The organism is Pseudomonas sp. RGM2987 (assembly GCF_022952855.1).
In the GTDB taxonomy this organism is placed as follows: Bacteria; Pseudomonadota; Gammaproteobacteria; order Pseudomonadales; family Pseudomonadaceae; genus Aquipseudomonas.
Window position 1 is genome coordinate 21,287 of sequence record NZ_JALJDX010000188.1, and the last position, 22,334, is coordinate 43,620.

Below are 22,334 nucleotides of genomic sequence, written 5' to 3' on the forward strand. Positions count from 1 at the left end.
CTCCCTACCCAGTCGATTTCTAGAGAGACTCGTACCTGCGAAGGAGGCCATTCATGCGCGTCCACCATCTGAACTGCGGTTGTATGTGCCCGGTGGGCGGGGCGTTGTTCGATGGCTACAGCCGAGGGCTGACGGCGTGCCTGGTGTGCCACTGCCTGCTGATCGAGACCGACACCAACGGCCTGATCCTGGTGGACACCGGCTTCGGCCAGCGGGATATCCAGACGCCCCAACGCTTGAGTCGCTTCTTCCGGGTGTTCAACAACATCCAGTTCGAGCATCGCCTCACCGCGCTGGAACAGGTCCGGCGCCTGGGTTTCGATGCCCACGACGTGCGGCACATCCTGCTGACTCACCTGGACTTCGATCATGCCGGCGGGCTCCAGGATTTTCCTCAGGCGCGGGTGCATGTCATGCGCGACGAGATGGCGGTGGCGCGCTGCGCCGAGAGCTGGATCGCCCGCAGACGCTTCCAGGCACGGCAGTGGCAAGGTGTGGACAGTTGGGAGTTCTACGCGCCGGAGGGCGACACCTGGTTCGGCTTCGACTCGGTGCGGGCACTGATCGGGGCTGAAGACGAGGATATCTTCCTGGTGCCGCTGCACGGGCACACCGCCGGCCACGCCGGGATCGCCCTGCGCACGCCGGACGGCTGGATGCTGCACGCCGGCGACGCGTATTTCTTCCACGACGAAGTCCACCAACCCGAACGCCATTGCCCGCCGGGCATGCGCTTCTATCAATGGATGATGGACACCGACCGCCCGGCGCGGATGCACAACCAGAATCGCCTGCGGGAGTTGGCCCACAGCCATGAGCAGAAGCTGGAAATCTTTTGCAGCCACGACGCCCGCGAATGGGAACGGGCGATGGGCCAGGCGAATACCGTGCGGACGGATTCGAGTATCCGGCAGGTGTAATCTGGTACTGGACCAATAACCACCAAACAAGGGCCATGCGCGGGTTTTGTGGCGAGGGGATTTATCTGTGGCGAGGGGATTCATCCCCGTTGGGCTGCGCAGCAGCCCAGAAAAGCAGAAAACCAATCGCCAGTTACACCACTATGGCCGTTATAGGGGGCTGCTTCGCAGCCCAGCGGGGATAAATCCCCTCGCCACAGGTTGCATCAACTGCGATGGTGTTCAGGTCCACCAATACCGAACCAGATGAAAGAAAATCGGCGCAGCAAAGCACACCGAGTCCAGGCGGTCGAGCATGCCGCCGTGGCCTTCGATCATGTGCCCCCAATCCTTGACGCCACGGTCGCGCTTGATCGCCGACATGACAATGCCGCCGGCGAACCCCAGCAGGTTGATCAGCAAGGCGATGAGGAATGACTGCCACGGATTGAACGGCGTGATCCACCACAACGCGCCGCCGATCAGCGAGGCCAGCAGGATGCCGCCGGCAAAGCCCTCGACGGTTTTCGACGGTGACAGGTTCGGCGCGATCTTGTGTTTGCCGAACAACTTGCCGCACACGTACTGCAACACATCCGACAGTTGCACGACGATCACCAGATAGGCGATCAGCAGCAGGTTGCGGCCCTCGAATCCGGCGATGTCCAGCGTCAGCAGCGCCGGCACGAAAGAGATGCAGAACACCGCGATCATCAAGCCCCACTGAACCTTCGAGGCGCGTTCCAGAAAGTGCGTGCTGTCGCCGCCCAGGGACGCCAGGATCGGCAGCAGCAGGAACACGTACACCGGGATGAAGATCGAAAACAGCCCGTACCAGTCGGAGTAGATCAGCAGGTATTGCAGCGGCAGCGCCAGGTAGAACGCGGCCACCAGCGCCGGATAGTCACTGCGTCGGGTCGGCGTCAGGGTCATGAATTCCCGCAGGGCGTAGAACGACACCGCATAGAACAACAGGATCACCGCCGCGTTGCCGAGCCAGAATGCGATGCCGATCACCAGCACCATGACCCACCAGGCATTGATCCGGGCGTTGAGGTTATCGATCACCGAATTCGGCGTGCCCTTGGTCTTTTGCTTGAGAATGAAACCGACCAGCGAAGCCAGCACCAGAATGGCGCCGATGCCGCCGAACAACATCAGGGTATATCGATCCATATCAGACGTGCTCCGGGGCCAGTGCCAGCAGCGCGGCGCGGCTGCGTTCGAGAAATTGCTCTTTGCTTTCACCCTCTTCGATGCACAAGGGCTTGCCGAAACTGGTGGTGCACAACAGCGGCAAAGGCAACACCCGGCCCTTGGGCATGACCCGGTTGAGGTTCGCGATCCACACCGGGATCACCTCGACCTCGGGATGGCTTTTCATCAAGTGATAGATCCCGCTCTTGAACGGCAACAAACCCTCGTCGGGGTTGCGCGTGCCTTCGGGGAAAATGATCAGCGAGTCGCCGTTTTCCAGGGCTTCGAGCATCGGTTGCAACGGGTTATAGGAAGGATCCTTGCGCTCGCGGTCCACCAGCACGCCGTTGAACACCCGGGTGATGATGTAGCGGCGCAGCGGACTCTTCTGCCAATAGTCGGCCCCGGCCACCGGGCGGGTGAGCTTGCGCAACGCCGGCGGCAGCGAGGCCCAGAGCAGAACGAAATCGCCATGGCTGCTGTGGTTGGCGAAGTAGATCCGCTGCACCGGCTGCGGCGCGCAACCGAGCCACAGGCTACGGGCGCCCGTGACCATGCGGGCGGCGGAGGTGATGAGGTTGGCGACCACGGGTTCGAACATGAGGATTCCTTATCCCGAGAATTTAAACAGCGACGCACTTCTTGAGTAGAACAGACCGTGGCGAGGGAGCTTGCTCCCGCTGGGCTACGAAGTAGCCCCACCCTGAGGTCACCGGTTGTACCGGGTATTTGGGAGGGCTTTGCCCTCCAGCGGGAGCAAGCTCCCTCGCCACAAAAACAGCATTTGTCTTCAGGTGTTGGTTAAGCAAAAACTAGGTCTGGAAGGCTAGCCAGGGGCTGCTCAAGATAAAGCCCAGCGTCAAGATAACTTGCGCGGCCAGCAGCAGCGATTGCCGACGTAACAGCCGCAACGCGCCATGGCTGCGTTCGGTCCAGAGTCGACCGCCACGCTCGGCCGGTTGCAAGCCTAGGGCGCTCAGGGCCCGGTCCAATGCCTCTGTGCGCTCGGCCAATGGCTGGGTGCCGTCGGCCACGCGCTGGAACAGATCGGCATCGAACGCCACGCGCAACGCCCAGTATTTTTGCAGTACGCCCAGGGTGAACAGCACGGCGCTGAACAGCAGCAACCAGGGGTCCATCCGACCCAACAGCCACTGACCTAATCCCAGCAGCGCCGCCAACAGGGTCAGGCCGGTGGAGAACTGATCCAGCGAATGGCCCCGGCGCAGTAGGCTCGCCACGGCGTGCAGCTGCATATCACTGCTCATGGAGATAGCCTTGGCGTAGTTGCTCCAGCGCCTGACGGTGCGGCTGATGCAACACAATACGCGGGCGAACGCGTTGGAGTTGCACAATCGCCGCGTCCACGCTCGCCGCCCGGCCGCTGTGCAGCAACCAGGCGAGCACTGCCGTGGCGCTACGCGAATAGCCCAGCGCGCAGCAGACCAGCACCGGCCCGTGTTGACGCAGGCTCTCGATAGCCCGGGCGGCCTCAAGACATTGCTCGGCGGTCGGCGCGGTGAGGTCGAGCACCGGCAACGATCGATAGGCGATCCCGGTACTGTCCATGGACATTTCGGCACACAGATCGAGCACCCCGGTAAAGGCGCTGTCCTTCAATTCCAACGGCGTGGGAATCCGCCCCAGCCAGACGTTATCCGTCACGTGATCCGGCAGCGGGTGCTTACGCGTCCACCAGCGGGAATTGATCCAGGCCGCGGCGAGATAGGGCGCCAACAGCCAGCGCACCGCCGGGCTCAGTTGGCCATCGGCACGTTTCTGAAAGCCACTGGCATCGAACAACAGATAGTTCAGCGCCACCCACAGCACCGCAACCGCCGGCCAGATCAACCACAGCCACGCGCCGCCGAAGGCAAACGCCGGGATGAACAACGCCGCAGCGCCCAAACCATACCGCAATGCCAATTGCAGGCGGCTGCGGTCAGCCGTCAGGCGAGCACTTTGCAGCGGGCTCGGCCGGTCCAGCGGCCACAGCCAGACACACAACCAACCGGCCAACGCACCGGTGGGCAGGTCAATGAAGTGATGCTGATAAGTCGTCAGCACCGACACGCCAATCAGCGCGAACCAGCCGTGCATCAGCCAGCGCCAGAACCCTTGCAGGTGCCGCTGATAGCAGACCCAGAGGATCACCAGCAAGGCGATGTGCAGCGACGGCGCCTGATTGAACGGCTTGTCGAACCCCGCCAGCACCTCGAACAGCCAACCGAACACCCCGTCCATTTCCGGGCGGGGGAAGGTAAAACGCAGCGGCCAGAGCAAAAAGCAACTGACCGCAATCACCTGGGCCGTCAGCAAGCGCAGGGCATGGCGCTTGAGTTCGTCGCGGCTGGTGGGCAACAGCAGGGACAGGCCGTACAGCAGATCGATCGACCAATAGGGCACGATGGTCCAGGCCATGAACGGCATGTGGCTTTCCCAGCCGAACACCAGCGTGCCGACGTCGTCACGCTGGGCGGTGACCCAGGTGGCGAAGCCGTAGGTGCTGAAGAACAGCGGCGCCAGCAACAGCAGCCACAGCACCGCCGGTTTCAGCAGGGCGGGCTCGCGGGTCGGTGCGATGACGGCACTCATTACTGCACGCGCTGAGCCAGCGAAACGCTGAAGATGCCCCACTCATCGACCCGCAGGGTGATCTTGCGGAAACCGGCCGCCTCGACCAACTGATCCATTTCCGCCTGGCTGCGCCGACGCATCACCCAGGCCTGGCCGGCGCGGTGGCTGGTCAGGGCGCGGGCAATCAGCTCCAGTTGCGGATGCCACGGCTGGCCGGTGTAGACCAGGAACCCGCCTGGCTCTACTGCTTCCGCCAGACCGGCGAGCGAGCCGCCGACCATCTGGTTATCGGCAAACAGCTCATACAAACCGGACACCACCGCAAGGGTCGGCTTCGGCTCCAGGGCGGCCAGATCCTCGCGGTCGAAGGCATCGCCCTTGACGAACCGTGCGATCTCGCCCAAGCCTTTCTCGACGATCAGCGCACTGCCGTCCCGCACGTTGATGTCGCTGTAGTCCCGTAGCAGGATCGATTCCGGCAACGGGCTGACCCCTTGCAGCGCTTCGAGAATGTAGCGGCCATGGCCGGCGGCGATGTCGACTATGCGCACTTCGCGATTCTCTTCGCGCAGCTTGCCCATCGCCAGGCGCAGCAGTTCTTCCACATTCAATTTGCGTTGGCGAATGCCGCGCCAGCCGATGGAGTTCAGGTAATTCTTGTCGATCATCCGGCCTACCGCCGAGGTGCCGGTGGGGCGGTTGCGGTAGACGTAATCCAGGGTGCTACCGGAGTCGAACCCGGTGTCGAAACCCAGCTTGACCCCGTCCGACAAGCCGCTGCCGAAACGCATGCTGGCGCGGGTCATGCGCCAGTACAGGTCGCGCAACGAGTTGTGCGGCAGTGGCGTCGCCAGGCACTCGGCCTCGGCGCAGGTCGCGCCGATGCGATCAGCGTCCAGCAGGGAAGGGCGCTCCAGCGGGCGCTCGAAATTCTGCAGGATGAAGCGTCGGGCACTGGCGATGGCGGGTGCACGGTTCTTCTCGCCCAGGGTGTCGTGGAAAAAACCTGGCAGGATGTGCTTTTCTTTGCGCAGGCTGCCCAGTCGCTCGAAGAATTGCTCCTGGGGTTTGCGATGCACCACAAAGTCCGAGCCGGAGATCAACAGTTGCGTCGGCACCTGGATCGCCTGGGCGTCGGCGACCACGCGGTCGGCGGCTTCGTACAGGCCCAGCAGCACGTTCACCGAAATCGCCTTGGTGATCAGTGGATCGCTGTCGTAGGACGCCACGCGCTCCGGATCATGGCTGAGGAATTTCGCCTTGACGTAACTGTTGACGAAAAAGTTGCCGCGAAACTTGCGCATCAGCGCCAGCCCCGGCCGGGCGAACGGCACATAGAGCTTGACCTTGAACGCCGGCGACGCCAGCACCAGCGAGCGAATGCGCGGCGCGTAGTCGTGGACCCAGGTAGACGCAATCACCGCGCCGACGCTCTGCGCCACCACGGCAATGTTTTGCTCGTCGATCTGATGCGCTGCGCCGATGTGATCGCAGAAAGTCTGCACATCCCGCGCACTGGTGGCGAAACTCGGGCTGTCGCCCCGCTCGCCGGGGGACTGGCCGTGGCCGCGTGCGTCCCAGGCAAAGAATTCGAAGCCGGGCAAATCCAGCTCATCCACCAGGTGCGCGATGCGCCCGGAGTGTTCGTGACCACGGTGAAACAACAGCACCGCCTGGCGTGGTTCGCCTGGGGTTTCGGCCACGGCGGGCCAGTGCCGGTAGAACAATTCCACGCCATCATGGGTGGTGAACGTCCGGTTTTGAGCTTCGCGCATTGCAAGTTCCTTTATGCTGAGGGAGCGTTTTCCTTCACCTGGTCCAGGCCCTGACGCACCCGGTTGACCAAGGTATAAACCAGCAGGGCGGCCACGACCGCCATCACACCATCGACCCACAGCGCCCCGAGCCAGCCCAGGGCAATACCGGTCGCCAACACGCCAAACACAAAGGCCCGGTCACTCTTGCCCATCGGCCCGTCATAACGCCGCGAAGCCCCGACCATCGCCCCCAGCACACCGGCGTACTCACTGAACAACGCCAACAGCGTAACCAACAACACCAGCAACAGACTGGCATCGGGAATCAGGGCAAACGGGAGGATCAAGGCCGCGTCGGCGATGATATCGCAGAGCTCATTCAGGTACGCGCCCAGATGCGATTGCTGGCCGAACTCCCGGGCGAGCATGCCATCCACGGCGTTCAAGGCCATGCGCAGGAACATCCAGATCGGCACCAGCACGAAGACCCACGGGTGCTGGGCAAACCCGGCAACCACCGCACCGATCAGCACCGAAACCACACCGGCCAGCAAAGTGATCTGGTTAGCGGTGGTGCCATTGTCGTAAAGCCGCTGGACGGCAGGCCGCAGCAGGTTCTGGAAGGCGGGTTTGAGCTGGTAGATCGAGGGCATCGGAGCGAAATCTCAGGCCGGTTTTTCGGATGAACGGAGTGCAGCTGCGAGATTACGACAGGTTGAGGGATCGCTGGGGGGAATTTCTCGGGAATGCGTGAGAATAGGCATTTGCTGACGGAAATTTCATTCGACAAGCCGTTCTTTGGCCGCCTCCGTGGCCTGCCTTCTGTGGGAGCAAAGCTTGCTCGCGAGGCGGCCTGACAGTCCCGACCTGGCGCTTGCAGCCATACCTCAATCCACTGTGGGAGCGAGCCTGCTCGCGAGACGACCTGACAGCCGACCTATCCCTTACAGCCATGCCCCAATCCCATTGTGGGAGCGGGCTTGCCCGCGAAGACGGCCTGAAAGCCGAACTATTTCTACCGGCTGTACTGCGATCCAATTGTGGGAGCGAGCCTGCCCGCGATGGCGGCCTGGCAGGTTGTATGGTTTTTGACCGGGGTGCATATCCATTGCTGCGGTAACGGCCACTTAGGGTTCCGCCCTGACGGCGGCTCACTTTTTTTCAAACGCCAAAAAAAGTAAGCAAAAAAGGCTGTGCCCCACCACTGGGCACCTCGCCTAGGCTCGGTGTTCCCGAACGAAGGCATTGCTCCGTGGGCCCGCCGCGAAGGGTCATCCATGACCCAGCGCGGCTATCCCGGCATCCATGCCGGGATGCCCACTACGCAATGCCTGCGTTCGGCCCTTGTGGTTAACGGGGCGCTCAAGATCAAAAGCCAGAGCAAAAGCGAGGCGGTCTGGCAGACAGTGTATTTCTCCGAGCTTACCCAGATCCAACTGTGGGGCTTGCCCGCGAAGACGGCCTGACAGGCGACCTATCTCGCGCGGCATACCCCAAGCCAACTGTGGGAGCGAGCCTGACAGCACCCAATCCCTTCCGGCCGTACCGCGATTTACCGAATCGCCCTACACCCACCGCTTCTTTCCCTGACTTAATTCCTCAGCCAACCTCGGCAAAGTCTCGCGTCCGTCCCGTTACGCGAGATTCCTGCATGTTCGTCCGCGACAAACACCTGGCTATGAACAACACCATCGGCCTGTTGGTGGTGGCGGCCATGGATCCCGAGCGGCCGGATGTCGACGCGGTGCTGGCGGATTTTCGCAGTTGCCTGAACGACTACGACGCCTGGGCTGAGAGTTTCTGGACCGGCTGGGCGCTGGATCTGGAGCAGGTATTCAAGGTCGGCAACGAGGTCTCGCTGGCGGCGCCGAAAAATCTGAATGAACCCATCAGCGCTACGGTAACGGCCTGTCCAGCAGGCGGTCCGTTGACGCTGGTGCACATGTTTCAGGCGGCGCGTTTCGTGCCGATCGGCGACACGCCGGTGATGCTGGAGCCGGTGACTGGAGGCGCGCCGGGGCAGGAGACGTTCGGCGAGCCCGTCCATCACGTGATCGGCCCCAGCGGCATCCTGGAAATCCCCGAGTGCTGGCGCGGACATCGCTATCGCATCACTTTTTTTCCTCAGGTCACAGCCGATCACGTCAAGGCGCTTTATGCGTCCTACCAGGGGGTGATTGCCGAACTGGAGGGCTGGCTGAAGGCGGAGTGGGAAGGCGAATTTCAACCGCTGTGGAGCGAATTTTCCGACGCTGGTTTCCTTGAACGCTACGGGGTGTTGCAGCAAGCCGATTGGCGCGGTTTTGAAAAGGCCCTGCATGGGTTGTGGGACGACGTTAAGCAGGTATTCGAGCTGTTGGCGGATCTGCAGGCCAACAGCGAAAAACTGCTGGAATACCTGATCCCGGCCGAGCTTGAACAACTGCTCAAAGCCTCCACCGAGGCGATTGCCAAAGGCTTGATGGTGTTGAGCGACGAGCCGTCGCTCTTCATTCACATGGCGGCCTTCGCCAGTTGGCTGCGGATGCTGCCGCCGCAATACCTGGCCGAAGTTGTCGGTGGGGTACGCGCCTCGGTTCTGATCAATTTCCTACTGACTCGTTTGACCGGCGCACTCGGCCTGGGCGTGCGCATGAGTGGCAAGGTGCTGGATCGAGTCCAGTCGGGACGGGCCCGGCAATGGTTGCAGGCGTCGAGCCAGAGGTTGGGACAGCTCACCACTAACCGGCTCGATCAACACGCCGATGTGCTGAAACCGCTGGTGGTCAGTGCCCAGGGTGCGCCATTGAAGCCGACCCCTGTCGGACCTTTGAACATCACCCCTGAGCACGCGCCAGCGCTGTCTGTCAGCAACCCCGCTGCTGTGGCGCGGGAAAAGTCCCGAGGCTCCACCCAGCTCAGCAAACACGAACCCCACGACGACGCCCCCGCCCAATCGAAAAACCCCAACGGTGACAGCGCCGACACCGCCGAGCAGACCGCCACCAGTGGCTGCCCGGTGTCGATGGTCACCGGCGAAGAACTGCTGACCCTGGAAGACGGCACCCTCGATGGTCGCCTGCCATTCGTCTTCACCCGCTTGTACCGCACCAGCGCCGCCGACCTGGACATCGGGCTCGGACGCGGCTGGAGCCATGCCCTGGCCCATCGCCTGCTGCTGGACGGCGAGCAGGTCACCTGGATCGACCAGGAAAACCGCCGTACGACGTTTCCGTTGCCCACCACCCAACGACCGGCTATCCACAACAGCCTGGCCCGCGCCGCCATCTACCTGGGCGTTGAACCGGACGAACTGATCATCGCCCAGCCCGGCGACCAGGCACCTTTCCTACACTTTCGCGACGGTCATCTGACCGCTCTCAGTGATCGGTACGACAACCGCCTGACCATTCAGCGCAACATCCATGGCGACATCAGCCGCCTGGACAACGGCGCCGGTCGCGCCCTGCGGCTGCGCTACGAGCAGCGGCACCTGATCGCCGTCGACTATCAGACTTTCCACCCAGCCAATACCCACGACGACGCCTGGCGTACCGAACAAACACTGGCGTCCTACCGCTACGACGGACGTTTCCGACTGATCGAGGCGACCAACGCCGCCGGTGAAAGCGAGCGCTACGACTACGACGACCGCCACGTCATCCTCCAGCGGCAACTGGCCGGTGGCGCGAGCTTCTTCTGGGAATGGCAGGGCGCCGGCCCGGCGGCGCGCTGTGTCCGGCACTGGGCGTCGTTCGCGCAGATGGACAGCCGCTACACCTGGGGCGAGGACGGCCACGTCACGGTCCGGCACCTGGATGGCAGCCAGGAAATCTACGCGCACGACGACCGGGCGCGGCTGGTGCGCAAGGTCGAGCCCGATGGCGGCGAGCACCTCAAGGCCTATGACGACCAGGGCCGGTTGATCGCCGAGCAGGACGCTCTGGGCGCCGTCACCGAATACCGTTACGACGATGTCGGACGCCTGGTGGCGCTGATTGCGCCGGATGAAGTGCCGACATCCTACGAATACCGCAACGGTTTCCTGCACGCCCGCTCCCGCGGCAACGCCACCTGGATCTACCAGCGCAACGACCAGGGCGACATCACTCGCCAGACCGACCCCGACGGCCACGTCACCTTCTACAAATACGACGGGCAAGGCCGACTGTTGGAAACCTGCCACCCCGACGGCAGTTTCCACCGGCTGAGCTGGAATGCCCTCGGCCAGTTGACGGAAGAAACCCTGCCCGATGGCTCTCGCCGGGTTTTTGCCTACGACGCCCGGGGGCGTTTGTTGAGTCGCCAGGATGAACACGGCGCACTCACCCATTACCAATGGGACGCCATGGGCCGGTTGCTCCAGACCACCTCGCCAACGGGCGCGATCCGGGCCTGGACCTACAACGCCTACGGCAAGGTCACCGCCGAGCGCGATGAGCTGGGGCGCGTCACCCGTTACGAATACGCCGACGACCTGCACCTGGTCAGGCGCCGCCTCAACCCCGACGGCACGCAGCTCAAGTACCGCTACGACTCGGCGCGGCTGTTGCTGACCGAGATCGAAAACGAACGCGGCGAAACCTATCAGCTGGACTACACGCCGGGCGGACTGATCCGACTGCAAGTCGGCTTCGATGGGCAACGCACCGCCTATGCCTACGACCTCAATGGTCACCTGCTGGCGAAAACCGAGCACGGCGACGACGGCACGCAACGGGTCACCGGCTACCAGCGCGACGCGGCCGGACGGCTGTTGGTCAAGACCCTGCCCGACGGCCAGGTCATTCAGTACCGCTACGACGGCCTGGGCCGGCTGGTGTCGGTCGATGACGGCACCGATCACCCACTGGCCTTTGAATACGACGCCCAGGACCGCCTGATCGGCGAGCACCAGGGCTGGGGCACCCTGCGTTATCGCTACGACGCCTGCGGTCGCCTCAACCACCTGCGCCTGCCGGATAACAGCCAACTCGATTTCCATCACGCCACCGGCGGCGCGCTGACTGCCATCGACCTCAACGGCACCCGACTCACCGACCATCAAAGTCGCGGCGGCCGCGAAGTACAGCGCCAGCAGGGCCTGCTGCGCAGCCAATACGACTACGACGACCAGGGCCGGCTCAAGGCCCAGACGGTGTGGCAAAACCAGCAGCAGCTGTTCTGGCGCGATTATGCCTACAGCGCCAAGGGCCACCTCGAAACCCTTTCCGACAACCGAAACCGACGCAGCTACCAGTACGATCAGCGGGATCGCTTGACCCGCATCGACTTTTCCCACACCGAGCCGCCGGAACACTACGGCCACGACCCGGCCGGCAACCTGTTGATGATGGACCGCCCCGGTCCTGTCACCTTCAAGGGCAACCGCCTGCTGCTGGACGGCGACCGGCACTACGACTACGACGCCTTCGGCAACCTGATCCGCGAACACCGGGGCAAGGCCCACAGCCTCGTCACCGAATACCGCTACGACAGCCAGCACCGACTGATCGGCCTCACCACCCCGGACGGTCGCGAAACGTCCTACCGCTACGACGCCTTCGGCCGACGCATCAGCAAGACCGTAGACGGCCTGACCACGGAATTTTTCTGGCAAGGCGACCAACTCGTCGCCGAAAGCAGCCCACGCCACCACCGCAGCTACCTCTACGAACCCGGCACCTTCCGCCCCCTGGCCATGCTCGACGGCAAAGGCCTGAACGCCTGCCCGTTCTACTACCACCTCGACCACCTGGGCACACCCCAGGAGCTGACCAACTTCGCCGGCCAGATCGTCTGGTCAGCCCGCTACGCCGGCTACGGCAAACTCACCGAGCAAACCCACGGCGGCGGCGAACAACTGGAACAACCGCTGCGCTTTCAGGGCCAATACTTTGATCCTGAAAGTGGCCTGCATTACAACCGCCATCGCTACTACAATCCCGAGACTGGGCGCTATTTGACGCCTGATCCGAGCAAGTTGGCGGGTGGGCTCAATGGGTACCGGTACACCCTGAACCCGACGGGGTGGGTGGATCCGTTGGGGTTGGTGGATTGCCCGGGGAAGGGTGGGTGTAAGCCGGCGGTTGGGGAGCAGGATCCGGCGGGTAAAGTAGCTGTTGGTCAAACGGAACCTAAGCTACCTGCTCCTAAAAAAGAAGAGGATTTTCTATACCGCGGTGATGAGCGTGAGCTCGAAGATGTTTTTGAAAATGGTTTTAAAAGCAAAGGTAAGAGCAAGGATCTGTTTTTGCACTCCATGGATAGTGATTGGCCTCCTAGTTACTATATAAGCACTTCTTATTCGAGAGATGTAGGTAAGAAATTTGCTACAGATAATTATACGAAAATAGGTTATTTGTACACGTTGCAAAAAATACCAGGGCATGATCTGAAGAAAGAGCTAGGAGCTGCGTATTTGTTCGGCGCTGAAAAAGAAATTGCGATTCCAGACCGCATAAAAAATGAGGATGTGCTTGGCGCTACCTTGATACTTGATAATGGCAAAGAATTTGGCTACTCCATACCTAACCCTAATAGGAAGATCAAAAAATGATTTCTAAGGTGGAGGTGTATATATCTAGAGGTGGGGAAAGGGTAAACACTTTTCTTGTATGTGACTCTCAAAAAATTTCTATAACTTTTCTTTCGACCGATGGTCTTGAAAAAACTTATATGGATAGAAATTTTTATAAATGCTTTGCGAATCTTCGGCGAGATAATGCGGACGTGATTTTTTTATGCAAGGGCGCCAAAAAGAATGTCCATCCATCCGGCATGTCGGCACAGATGTCGCTTGGGTTAAAAGCATATGAGCTAAGCATGGGGGTCTCTCCATCTCTCGATGACATTGTTTATATATTTGATTATGACGATAGCAATCTGACAAATGACCCGGCTGAGCAGGAGGTGTTTTTTAGGGAGTGGGCTGAGTCTCTCTTGCTCAATCCCCCCGCCAACTGACCCACCGCCATCGCGAGCAGGCTCGCTCCCACTAGAGATGAGCGGCGAACCCGGAACACTGTGGGAGCGAGCCTGCTCGCGATAGCGATATATCTGTCCCCACCGCTCTCAAATCTCATGTCGCCACCAACGACATATCCCAATAACGTGTCGTCAAAATCGACTTTTGACGACATGACACCCCACACCTCGGCCCGGTGTTTATTGTGACGTCCTACGATCAGCCCCGACCCACACCACCTTGCGCCATTGCCTACAACTACGCCAGAATCCGCCGGCTTGTGCGCTTTTGGCCGTCTCGGTAACTTGAATCCCGTCACTGCTCATCAGTGATCGGGTTTCGCAGCCCGGACTCTATAGGCGCATAACGTCACCTTCGAAAGCAGATCGCCCATGTCTGTGATTTCGTCAGAGGTGGCTGTGCGTGGGAGACCTTCGGGTCTGCCGGTCCCTAGAGTCCCGGTCTGCGAACCCGCGTACAGCTGCCACCCCAAATTCGTTTCGCAGCGAACGGTGGCAGCCCAACAGACTCTAGGAGCTTTAGCATGGTCAAAATTACACCGACCCCCCCGACAACAGACGAAACCGTCTCCCGCGCCCAATCGGCCCGTAACAAAAAGTTTGATGAAGCCGCAACTCGGACCTTGGATTACTACCTGAATCCCAAGCCGAAAAAAGAAACGTCCGACAACCCCAACACCATCTATCGCATCGCTTCTGATGTGGATTCCGAATGCTTGCTTGTCACCCTCAGTGAAAACCTCGCTTCGGCGAATGCAATGATCGGAGATCTGGCGTCCGATCTTGAAGGTTCAAGGCGGCATGTGGCGTTGGGGATTCAGCAGGTGGTTGAGTTGAGTGAGCTGTTGGCGAATCGGGCTTTGGATATTGTTGAAGTGAGGTAATAGGGCACGCTACAGCCCCAAAGGTGAAAAAAGGTCTTGCGATGCAAGACCTTTTTTGTGTCTGAGAGCTCGGAGCAGACGAGTCCCGAGATCTGTGCGGCAGCTTGCCTGACATAGGTTGTAGTCAAGGCGAAACCGTACGAAGTCAGTCGTTGCTGTACTCGGCAAGCCGACTTTCAAAGTATTGGGCCGTCTCCTGATCGGTACAGTACAGATAGCAGCCTTTCATCCCCCGGGTCATCAACGTCCGATAGGTGTTTTTGATGATTAGATCTGTCTCCTTCTGAGCGAAGTCAGGCTGTTCTTTCATCAATTTTTTCCAGCCACGAATCGATTTGTCGTTTTTGTCTCGCTTGTGTGGCGATGTCAGCACTTTCCCTTCACGAGCGATCAAGTCCGGTCCGATGATCACACCTACATAATCAACTTCCAGCCCTTGGCAGGTGTGGATGCAGCCAACCTGTTCGATGGAGTTCTCCGCGATAATCCACAGGCTTCCGTCCTGATCCAGGTTCCACTGGCGAGCGTAGTTGTCGCCGATCACGATATCGGATGCCTTGGGATCTTTTTTACTGAGCCAAGGCCAGCAGTACCCTGCGACAACACGAGCTTTATTTCCATGGTTTTTCTGCTCGATGGCAGCGTGCATAGCCTGGGGGGAGCTGAACACTTTGAACTCGTACCCGTTGGTATCGAGTAGGGGGTTGGCGGTTGGTCGAATAGCTAACACGTCATCCAGCCACGCCAGATAACCATCGGAACCGCTGCAGCGAAATTGGGAAGACAGCGAATACTCTTCCACAGTTGCGCCTTTTTCTTTGGCGAAGGTGCGTATTGCCTGCTTACTACCGATATCGCTCAAGGTCACGCGCTGATCTTCGTCGATAAAGAAAATCGAGCATTTTGCTGAGTTGATCAGTTCCTTGATTTGATTCTCGCCGAGGTTTCCATAAAGACCGCTTTTCTCGTTGAGCCTGTGGGCTTCGTCAACGATGAGAGCATCAAACGTGTTGGGTTCGGTTTCGATAAATGCCCCAGACCCGGAAAAGAAATTGGAGAAATGGCTACGCTTGATCGAACCTACCAGCTTGCTTTCGTACACCTTGCGGGGCGCGGCATTTTTCGAAACGTATTTACTCAGCAGCTTTAACTCGGTAAGCCTCACTAGCAAGTTGATTGCCAAAACAGTCTTCCCGGTTCCTGGGCCGCCTTCAATGATCAAGACCTTTGGCGCCGCTATGGACGCCTCGCTTGCCGCAACAAGCGCTGACTCGAAGATTTCCTTCTGATCGTCAATCAATACGAACTCAGGTTTGCCTTTCATCAGCCCGCCAAGCGCCTCTGCTAGGGCTTTGGAGGGTCGAATTTTTCCGTTCGACAGCTCATAAAGGACCTCTTTGTTGTCCCCGTGGGTGATGTGCTGCTTTAGGAAGTTTCGTAACTTCGTTAGCTCATCAGGACCTTTGAGAAACAATGGTGCCTTACGGGTATGTGCTTCGTAGTGAGCGGAATCGATGACGCCATCACTGACATAATTATGCAGGTAGGCACAGGAACGAACTTCGATACTTTTGTCGTAAACCGCTTCGTTGAAGCCTTCCAGCAGCGCTGCGTATGACCAAACTTGGTATGACGGGTGAATGGTTTCAACGAGGCCTCCGCCCAACGCCGTTTTAACAATCGCATCCTTGGCGGTTGCAGTTGCCTTGCTCCATTGCTTCAGTTCGATCAAAACAGCTTTTTTTGCTTGGTTCTCATCGCGACCGGTAAGCAAAAAATCGATGCGTTTCGAGGACTGCGGGATATGCAACTCAATGGCCAGCCCCGCATCGTTGGGCAAGTCATCATCTCGAAGCACCTTGGCCATATAGGTCAAGGATCCTTGCCATGACCTGATCTCTGACGCGCCCACCTTCTTGCCAGTGGCCTCTGTGAAATGCCGAAGAATCACTTCTTCAATGTCGTCGTTATCGTTGTCTTTCAAGAACTGCTGTTTTGTCGCAGCGTAAACGATCACAAGAAATCCTTAGAGCACGAGGCGTCAGAGTTGGTCGTACTTTTTGCTGGTGCTTTTGGCTTTGTCGACGGGGTATTTCTGGGCGTTCAGAGCGAGCTTGCTTGTGACCGCTTCGTTCAGATCGACCCCGAGCACGCTGCTCAGACGGACCAAATACATGAGAACGTCGGCCAGCTCGTCCTTGACAGCTTGGGCGGTCGAGGGGTGCTTAGCGGCAGCCACTGAGTCGGCTTCGCTCATCCATTGGAAAATTTCGCAAAGCTCACCCATCTCGCCCGTCAGGGCCAGTAGAAGGTTTTTAGGCGAGTGGAACTGCTGCCAGTCGCGGTCATCTGCAAAGCGTTGAAGCGACGCTGCAAGCTTTTCCACATTGATTAATTCTTCGGATGTGCCATCTGCTTTGGTCACAAGCTTGCCTCTCGTATGTCGCAAGAAACCTGACAACAGCCTTGTCAGAAACCTAGGGTTGGATTGTAAGAGTTTTCTTTTGGCGAAGCGGGTTTTCTGCGGGTATCCCTCGACACTTGGCCGGCTCAAGCTTTGTTTGTGGCTGCTTGGTAACGATCCTTGACCTCTGCCACGCTCAGCCACTTACGGCGTGAATGCACTACGCGATGACAATTGGCACACAGTAAAGCCAGGTCTGTGAGCTTGGTTTTATCGCCGGGTTGGAGCGTATGCAGTGGCTTAGTGTGGTGTACGTCGATAACGCCTTCGATGTCCGGACCGTATGTTTCGCTGAAGTTGAAGCCACAGGCTTCGCACTGGAGGGCTCCGTGCTTTTTGAGGGCTTCATCTTTTTTTCGTTTGACGAGTTTTTTATCTCTCTCCCGAACACGGTGTACGCGGGTCAACACTTTCCCTTCTTCTGCTTCGAAAAAGCCCGGTTCTTCCTCCGCGCTTAAATCTACAGGCAGCCTAGTGGACGTGGTGCTGACATTTGCCTTAATGGCCGCCACAATTGCTGCGAGGTGCTCGGGATTATTTGCAAATTCGAGCCATACCAACTCTTCATCTTTATTGCCCTTCGCGAGACCTATGCGGCCGGTATTCGTATAGGTCGGGTCCCAACGACGAAAATTGTTGAGCTTCATGTAAACACCATTCGTGTTACGGAAACTCTGGTTCTTACTCGCTCCGGTAGCATTACCGATGAGATTAAGACTCTCTGATAAGGCTCGGACTTCCGGATGATTCACGCCGGGCAAACCATTGCGATGGAGCAGGTATAGGTTCAGGGCAAGGACTAGCTCGTCGCGGCTCCAAGGGGGATTGGATTGATTACTGGCAGGTGAAGAGGGCATGGAGGGGGGCTATCCGTAGGGTTCCCGTTTCGCTGTAGGAAACAGCGCGATAAGCCGTAAGAATATTCCCTTCTAGTGGCGTTTGGGAATCATGCGGCGTTCGAACTACCTACGCCGAGAGGATAAAGTGGACTGCCATTACGAGCGTAGCTTGGCTACCAGGTGGAGTTTTGACTGGGAATAGGATTTCCGGGCATTAAAAAGCCGGCTTATGGCCGGCTTCTCGTTGACTGACTCAGTTCGTTTTTGACAAACCTCACCAGCCTTCAAAACGTACACCCGGCTCTTGCGGCCGGCTGTGGGACTTGGTCAGAGAGTGGTCTGCCTTGTCGGTGCGAGGCGTGGGCTCGCAAATGTGGGGCGGAGGATACGTGGGTTTTTGGCAAAATCCCAGTGGAAGTTGTGTTGAATCATTGGGTTAGCATTATGAAAAAAGAGTGGGGCTGCTTTGCAGCCCAGCGGGAGCAAGCTCCCTCGCCACGGGGTTTTCTTGGCAGGGAGCTCTTCTGTCATTTTCCAGGTTTGGGTTAGTCGAACACCGGTGGGCGTTGTTTGGTCAGGGTGGACCACCAGAAGACCCAGCCGATGACGCGGATGTTCTGTGCTTCGATCTGTTCGACGCTGAAGACTTCGTCCGGGTAGGCGGTGTTGTTGTGGCTGCGTAGGCGCAGGCGGTTGCCGGGGATGCGGTGCAGGTATTTGATGCGCAGCATGCCGTCGTGTTCGAGGGCGTAGATCTGGCCGTCGATGACTTGGGTCAGGCCGCGGTCGATGGCGAGGGTGGAGCCGTCTTCGATGCGGTCGGCCATGCTGTCGCCGACCATGGTGGTGCAGATGGCGTCGCTGGGGTTTATTTCCAGAGAGTCGAGGTGGCTGCGGGGCAGGCGGATGGATTGGTCGGGGATTTCGATGACGTGGGTCTTGGTTTCGCCGGGGGCGATGGGGGCTTCCTTGTAGTAGGGCAGTTCGATGTCCGTGGTTTCCGGCACGGTGTAGACGCCCTGGACTTCGGCGGCGTCGTAGGTGGTGCCGGGGCCGAGGCCCAGTGGGGTTTGGGGGCCTTCGCCGGTGGCGAGCCATTGCGGGCTGACGGTCAGCAGGCTGGCGATGGTGTGGATGCGCCCCGGCGGGATGCCACGGTTGAACCAGTTGTTCACGTGTTGGGATTTCACTCCGTACAACTTCGCGAAGTCGGCGGAACGGATATGGGCTTCTTTAAGAAGGGCTCTGAAGCGGTCGCCACTGGAGATCTTTTTCATAAACGGGAAGTTTAGAGACGAGTGTGTTTTCGGCAATAAACATGTCGTTCATATTTATAAGACGATTTTTCCGTTTGCAGGAATTGAAATGAGCGAGGTAAACGCTGGTAAACGGTATTAATACGAGCAAGTATTAAGCTTCATTAAGACATAAAAAAACCCCGGGGCAAACCGGGGTTTTCTTTAAGTTCGGTTTCAGCCTTTGTAAGCGGCAACCGACTTGGTGATGGCTTCGCGGGCGGCGTCTGCGCCGGCCCAGCCTTCGATCTTGACCCACTTGCCTTTTTCGAGATCTTTGTAGTTCGCGAAGAAGTGCTCGATCTGCTGGATCAGCAGCGGCGGCAGGTCGGTGTATTCCTTCACATCAACATACAGTTGCGACAGTTTGTCGTGTGGTACTGCGATGACTTTGGCATCGCCGCCGCCGTCGTCGGTCATGTTCAGGATGCCGACTGGACGGGCGCGGATGACCGAGCCTGGGGCAACCGGGTAAGGGGTCACGACCAGCACGTCGAGGGGGTCACCGTCGTCGGCCAGGGTGTTGGGGATGTAACCGTAGTTGGCCGGGTAGAACATGGGGGTGGCCATGAAACGGTCAACGAACAGGCAATCGCTGTCTTTGTCGATTTCGTATTTGATCGGGGCGTGGTTGGCCGGGATTTCGATCGCGACGTAGATGTCGTTCGGCAGGTCTTTGCCAGCCGGAATCTTGCTGTAGCTCATTGGGCGGTGCCCCCGTTAGTTGACCAAATGACAGGTCGGATTGACCAAAAAGTGGCGGCGATTATAGGCATATTTGCCCGTCGATGCCACGGTGCCAAAGTCTTAGGCTTTGTACGTAAAGTGCCTGCGCAACGATCATGCAGCGTTGAAAACTGGCTCGGAATGCTCATTGACAACCAGTCAACTCCGCTTCCTCGCCTGTTTTCGCCTTGCCTGATCGCTGCTCGGCGACTTTACGTACAAAGCCTAGAGACCTTGGGACGACGCCTGATAGACCGGATCTTCGGCTTGAAGTTGCCGCAGCCGGGCCAACGGATCCTGACGGTAGAAGGCTTGAAGCTGCGAGTAGACCTTCGGATAGGCCTGGTGCAGCAGGTCCGGGGCGCTGAAGAAGTATTCGCTGGTGACGGCGAAGAACTCGGCGGGGTTTTCCGCGGCGTAGGGGTCGATGAGGGTTTCGGCGTCCGGGTCGTGGTCCAGTTGGCGGTTGAGGTCGTCGTAGGCCTGTTGCATGGCGTCGGCCCAGTCCTGGACGCGCATGTCGGCGTGCAGCGGCGGCAGACCGTTGGCGTCGCCGTTGAGCATGTCGAGTTTGTGCGCCAGTTCGTGGATCACCAGGTTGTAGCCTTCCCAGCCGCCGCTGGCCATTACGCCGTCCCAGGCCAGGATGATCGGGCCCTGGGGCCAGGCTTCGCCGCTGTGTTCGCCGTCCCATTCGTGCTCGATGCCACTGGCGTCGCGGTGGCGCTGGGGGCTGAGGAAGTCATCGGGGTAGAGGACGATTTCGTGGAAGCCCTGGTACCAGTTCAGTTCGCCCAGGTGCATCAGCGGCAGTTGGGCCTGGGCGGCGAGCAGCAGGCGGTGTTCCTGGTGCAGTTCGACGCCGGGCAGGGCCGTCAGGTGCTTATCGTGCAGGAACAGCACGCAGGCTTCGCGCAGCCATTGGTCTTCGGCGGGGCTGATGCCGTCGAGGAAGCTCAGTCGGTGGCGCACCCGTTGCCAGGTGTCTTCGGCAACGGGGTGTTTGGCGAGGGTGCGTCGGCGGCGCCAGTTGCTCAGGGACCACATGGGGCGATCAGGCCTTCGAGGCGCGCTGGCTCATTTTGCTGCGCACCAGACTGATGATCATCGGCAGCAGCGATAGCAGGATGATGCCCACCACCAGCAACGACAGGTTTTGCTTGATGAACGGCACGTTGCCGAAGAAGTAGCCGAGGGTGACCAGGCCGCCGACCCAGAGGACGGTGCCAAGGACGCTGAAGCCGAGGAACCGCAGGTAGTTCATCTTGCCGACGCCGGCGACGAAGGGGGCGAAGGTGCGGATGATCGGCAGGAAGCGCGCCAGGGTTACGGTCTTGCCGCCGTGCTTGTCGTAGAAGTCGTGGGTTTGCTGCAGGTAGTCGCGGCGGAAGATTTTCGAGTTCGGGTTGCTGAACAGTTTTTCGCCGGCGGTGCGGCCGATGAGGTAGTTGGTGCTGTCGCCGAGGATCGCCGCGAGCATCAGCAGGCCGGCCAGCAGGACCGGGTCCATGGCGCCACCGGCGGCGACGGCACCAGCGATGAACAGCAGCGAGTCGCCGGGCAGGAAGGGCATCACCACCAGGCCGGTTTCACAGAAGATCACCAGGAACAGGATGGCGTAGACCCAGGTGCCATAGTTGGTCACCAGCATGTCGAGGTACACGTCGAGATGCAGGATGAGGTCGAGGGGGTTGAAATCCATGTAATGCACCTTGGTGGTGGCCCGACTCGGCAGGCGGGTGGTTCGGGCTTTGGCGTTGGGCTACGGGGTTTGTAGCTTTTTCTTACAAGCCGGGAAGATCGGGATTATACGGGGTGGATTGTGATGGGCGTGTTGAGTTTGTAGCTGGGGATTTCCAGGCGATGAAAGACCCTTGTGGCGAGGGAGCTTGCTCCCGCTGGAGTGCGGAGCACTCCCATTTGGGTGTGTCTGATGTACCGCGTGGTCAGGGGTTGGGGCTGCTGCGCCCGAGGCGTCGGACCGTCCCAGCGGGAGCAAGCTCCCTCGCCACGGGGTGGTGTGTCAGTGGGTTTGTTGGAGGCTGTGCTGCCCAAGGTGGGGTGTGAGTGGGCTTTTTTGGGGCTGTACTGCCCAGGGTGGCGTGTCAGTGGGTTTGTTTGGGGGGCTGCTTTGCAGCCCCGGCGGGGATGAATCCCCTCGCCACAAGGAGTTGGGAGTGTTTTTCAGAACTCGTCGCTGATCGGCAGTACGTAGTTCTTGAACTCGGTGTCTTCCTTGAAACCAATCGACTCGTAGGTTTTCTGCGCCACTTTGTTGTGGCTGCTGGTGGAGACGCGCATGCGCACGGCGTGGGTTTCCTTGGCCATTTTCTTTGCGGTGCGGATCAGGTGGTCGGCCACCAGTTGGCGGCGGGCGTCTTCGGCGACGTAGATGTCGTTGAGGATCCACACGCGCTTGAGCGACAGCGACGAGAAGCTTGGGTAGAGCTGGCAGAAGCCCAGCAGTTTGCTGTCGTCGTCATCGGGCAGGGCCAGGTAGATCACCGATTCTTTGCGGCGCAGGCGCTTTTCCAAAAAGGCCCGGGACGAATCCGGGTATGGCAGCGAGCCATAGAATTCCCGGTATTTGACGAACAAGGGGGTCAGCAGGTCCAGGTGTTCCAGTGTCGCGTGGATAATCCGCATGGCAGGTCTCGTTTACAAAGTTCGACACAGAGTCTGACAACAACGGCGCTCTGCCGTGCTTTTGATGCTGCCTGAAAGCGGATCAAAAACGCAATCGGACATACG

Annotated in this window: 19 protein-coding genes; 5 read left to right on the plus strand and 14 right to left on the minus strand. The window is 59.4% G+C overall.

The window, feature by feature from the left end; genetic code table 11:
• The first annotated feature begins 53 nt into the window (after positions 1–53).
• A complete protein-coding gene (locus RGM2987_RS12600; protein WP_245141487.1) occupies positions 54–920 on the plus strand; it encodes an MBL fold metallo-hydrolase in 867 nt (288 codons plus the stop codon).
• Between the two features lie 222 nt (positions 921–1,142).
• Here RGM2987_RS12600 and RGM2987_RS12605 read toward each other — a convergent pair whose 3' ends face one another.
• The 6 genes from RGM2987_RS12605 to RGM2987_RS12630 all read right to left on the minus strand — a co-directional run bounded on the left by RGM2987_RS12605 (position 1,143) and on the right by RGM2987_RS12630 (position 7,083).
• On the minus strand, positions 1,143–2,075 hold the full coding sequence (locus RGM2987_RS12605; protein WP_245141489.1) for a phosphatidate cytidylyltransferase: 933 nt from the start codon (positions 2,073–2,075) through the stop codon (positions 1,143–1,145).
• A 1-nt stretch (position 2,076) separates the two neighbouring features.
• The gene (locus tag RGM2987_RS12610; RefSeq protein WP_245141492.1) at positions 2,077–2,697 is read right to left on the minus strand and encodes a lysophospholipid acyltransferase family protein; all 621 of its coding nucleotides are present in this window, start codon (positions 2,695–2,697) and stop codon (positions 2,077–2,079) included.
• Positions 2,698–2,908: 211 nt separating this feature from the next.
• Entirely contained in the window at positions 2,909–3,364 is a 456-nt protein-coding gene (locus tag RGM2987_RS12615; protein ID WP_245141494.1) for a hypothetical protein, read from the minus strand.
• Positions 3,354–4,691 (minus strand): phosphatase PAP2/dual specificity phosphatase family protein, encoded by a 1,338-nt coding sequence (locus tag RGM2987_RS12620; protein WP_245141496.1) that lies wholly within the window; start codon positions 4,689–4,691, stop codon positions 3,354–3,356. Before RGM2987_RS12620 ends, RGM2987_RS12615 begins: the two co-directional genes overlap by 11 nt.
• Positions 4,691–6,448 (minus strand): bifunctional alpha/beta hydrolase/class I SAM-dependent methyltransferase, encoded by a 1,758-nt coding sequence (locus tag RGM2987_RS12625; protein ID WP_245141499.1) that lies wholly within the window; start codon positions 6,446–6,448, stop codon positions 4,691–4,693. The genes RGM2987_RS12620 and RGM2987_RS12625 overlap by 1 nt, the downstream gene beginning before the upstream one ends.
• Before the next feature lie 11 nt (positions 6,449–6,459).
• On the minus strand, positions 6,460–7,083 hold the full coding sequence (locus tag RGM2987_RS12630) for a CDP-alcohol phosphatidyltransferase family protein (RefSeq protein WP_245141501.1): 624 nt from the start codon (positions 7,081–7,083) through the stop codon (positions 6,460–6,462).
• Positions 7,084–7,707: 624 nt separating this feature from the next.
• On the opposite strand from RGM2987_RS12630, the gene RGM2987_RS12635 reads away from it, so the two are divergent.
• The 4 genes from RGM2987_RS12635 to RGM2987_RS12650 all read left to right on the plus strand — a co-directional run bounded on the left by RGM2987_RS12635 (position 7,708) and on the right by RGM2987_RS12650 (position 14,259).
• Positions 7,708–7,896 carry a hypothetical protein gene (locus tag RGM2987_RS12635; RefSeq protein ID WP_245141540.1) on the plus strand — a complete coding sequence of 63 codons (189 nt, stop codon included), beginning with the start codon at positions 7,708–7,710 and terminating at the stop codon, positions 7,894–7,896.
• 185 nt (positions 7,897–8,081) lie between these two features.
• Positions 8,082–12,947 carry an RHS repeat-associated core domain-containing protein gene (locus tag RGM2987_RS12640; protein ID WP_245141503.1) on the plus strand — a complete coding sequence of 1,622 codons (4,866 nt, stop codon included), beginning with the start codon at positions 8,082–8,084 and terminating at the stop codon, positions 12,945–12,947.
• On the plus strand, positions 12,944–13,354 hold the full coding sequence (locus RGM2987_RS12645) for a hypothetical protein (protein WP_245141506.1): 411 nt from the start codon (positions 12,944–12,946) through the stop codon (positions 13,352–13,354). Before RGM2987_RS12640 ends, RGM2987_RS12645 begins: the two co-directional genes overlap by 4 nt.
• A gap of 545 nt (positions 13,355–13,899) precedes the next feature.
• A complete protein-coding gene (locus RGM2987_RS12650; RefSeq protein WP_245141508.1) occupies positions 13,900–14,259 on the plus strand; it encodes a DUF6124 family protein in 360 nt (119 codons plus the stop codon).
• Positions 14,260–14,404: 145 nt separating this feature from the next.
• On the opposite strand, the gene RGM2987_RS12655 is transcribed toward RGM2987_RS12650, so the two are convergent.
• The 8 genes from RGM2987_RS12655 to RGM2987_RS12690 form a co-directional block, all read right to left on the minus strand.
• Positions 14,405–16,276: a DUF2075 domain-containing protein gene (locus RGM2987_RS12655; protein ID WP_245141510.1), complete on the minus strand. Its 1,872-nt coding sequence runs from the start codon at positions 16,274–16,276 to the stop codon at positions 14,405–14,407.
• 24 nt (positions 16,277–16,300) lie between these two features.
• Entirely contained in the window at positions 16,301–16,684 is a 384-nt protein-coding gene (locus tag RGM2987_RS12660) for a nucleotide pyrophosphohydrolase (protein ID WP_245141512.1), read from the minus strand.
• 125 nt (positions 16,685–16,809) lie between these two features.
• Entirely contained in the window at positions 16,810–17,580 is a 771-nt protein-coding gene (locus RGM2987_RS12665) for an HNH endonuclease (protein WP_245141514.1), read from the minus strand.
• A gap of 527 nt (positions 17,581–18,107) precedes the next feature.
• Positions 18,108–18,839 (minus strand): helix-turn-helix transcriptional regulator, encoded by a 732-nt coding sequence (locus RGM2987_RS12670; RefSeq protein WP_245141516.1) that lies wholly within the window; start codon positions 18,837–18,839, stop codon positions 18,108–18,110.
• Between the two features lie 195 nt (positions 18,840–19,034).
• Positions 19,035–19,562, minus strand: a complete 528-nt coding sequence (ppa, locus tag RGM2987_RS12675; RefSeq protein ID WP_003205933.1) for an inorganic diphosphatase — start codon at positions 19,560–19,562, stop codon at positions 19,035–19,037.
• 246 nt (positions 19,563–19,808) lie between these two features.
• Positions 19,809–20,630: a zinc-dependent peptidase gene (locus RGM2987_RS12680; protein WP_245141518.1), complete on the minus strand. Its 822-nt coding sequence runs from the start codon at positions 20,628–20,630 to the stop codon at positions 19,809–19,811.
• A 7-nt stretch (positions 20,631–20,637) separates the two neighbouring features.
• Entirely contained in the window at positions 20,638–21,285 is a 648-nt protein-coding gene (locus tag RGM2987_RS12685) for a DedA family protein (protein ID WP_245141520.1), read from the minus strand.
• Between the two features lie 482 nt (positions 21,286–21,767).
• Positions 21,768–22,229, minus strand: coding sequence for a GNAT family N-acetyltransferase (locus tag RGM2987_RS12690; protein WP_245141522.1), 462 nt, complete (start codon positions 22,227–22,229; stop codon positions 21,768–21,770).
• Positions 22,230–22,334: the final 105 nt, after the last annotated feature.

What these genes read in the sequence shown, in the direction of transcription:
- RGM2987_RS12600 (WP_245141487.1), top strand. Translation starts at nt 54, where the DNA reads ATGCGCGTCCACCATCTGAACTGCGGTTGTATGTGCCCGGTGGGCGGG.
- RGM2987_RS12605 (WP_245141489.1), bottom strand. Translation starts at nt 2,075, where the DNA reads ATGGATCGATATACCCTGATGTTGTTCGGCGGCATCGGCGCCATTCTG.
- RGM2987_RS12610 (WP_245141492.1), bottom strand. Translation starts at nt 2,697, where the DNA reads ATGTTCGAACCCGTGGTCGCCAACCTCATCACCTCCGCCGCCCGCATG.
- RGM2987_RS12615 (WP_245141494.1), bottom strand. Translation starts at nt 3,364, where the DNA reads ATGAGCAGTGATATGCAGCTGCACGCCGTGGCGAGCCTACTGCGCCGG.
- RGM2987_RS12620 (WP_245141496.1), bottom strand. Translation starts at nt 4,691, where the DNA reads ATGAGTGCCGTCATCGCACCGACCCGCGAGCCCGCCCTGCTGAAACCG.
- RGM2987_RS12625 (WP_245141499.1), bottom strand. Translation starts at nt 6,448, where the DNA reads ATGCGCGAAGCTCAAAACCGGACGTTCACCACCCATGATGGCGTGGAA.
- RGM2987_RS12630 (WP_245141501.1), bottom strand. Translation starts at nt 7,083, where the DNA reads ATGCCCTCGATCTACCAGCTCAAACCCGCCTTCCAGAACCTGCTGCGG.
- RGM2987_RS12635 (WP_245141540.1), top strand. Translation starts at nt 7,708, where the DNA reads ATGACCCAGCGCGGCTATCCCGGCATCCATGCCGGGATGCCCACTACG.
- RGM2987_RS12640 (WP_245141503.1), top strand. Translation starts at nt 8,082, where the DNA reads ATGTTCGTCCGCGACAAACACCTGGCTATGAACAACACCATCGGCCTG.
- RGM2987_RS12645 (WP_245141506.1), top strand. Translation starts at nt 12,944, where the DNA reads ATGATTTCTAAGGTGGAGGTGTATATATCTAGAGGTGGGGAAAGGGTA.
- RGM2987_RS12650 (WP_245141508.1), top strand. Translation starts at nt 13,900, where the DNA reads ATGGTCAAAATTACACCGACCCCCCCGACAACAGACGAAACCGTCTCC.
- RGM2987_RS12665 (WP_245141514.1), bottom strand. Translation starts at nt 17,580, where the DNA reads ATGCCCTCTTCACCTGCCAGTAATCAATCCAATCCCCCTTGGAGCCGC.
- RGM2987_RS12670 (WP_245141516.1), bottom strand. Translation starts at nt 18,839, where the DNA reads ATGAAAAAGATCTCCAGTGGCGACCGCTTCAGAGCCCTTCTTAAAGAA.
- ppa (WP_003205933.1), bottom strand. Translation starts at nt 19,562, where the DNA reads ATGAGCTACAGCAAGATTCCGGCTGGCAAAGACCTGCCGAACGACATC.
- RGM2987_RS12680 (WP_245141518.1), bottom strand. Translation starts at nt 20,630, where the DNA reads ATGTGGTCCCTGAGCAACTGGCGCCGCCGACGCACCCTCGCCAAACAC.
- RGM2987_RS12685 (WP_245141520.1), bottom strand. Translation starts at nt 21,285, where the DNA reads ATGGATTTCAACCCCCTCGACCTCATCCTGCATCTCGACGTGTACCTC.
- RGM2987_RS12690 (WP_245141522.1), bottom strand. Translation starts at nt 22,229, where the DNA reads ATGCGGATTATCCACGCGACACTGGAACACCTGGACCTGCTGACCCCC.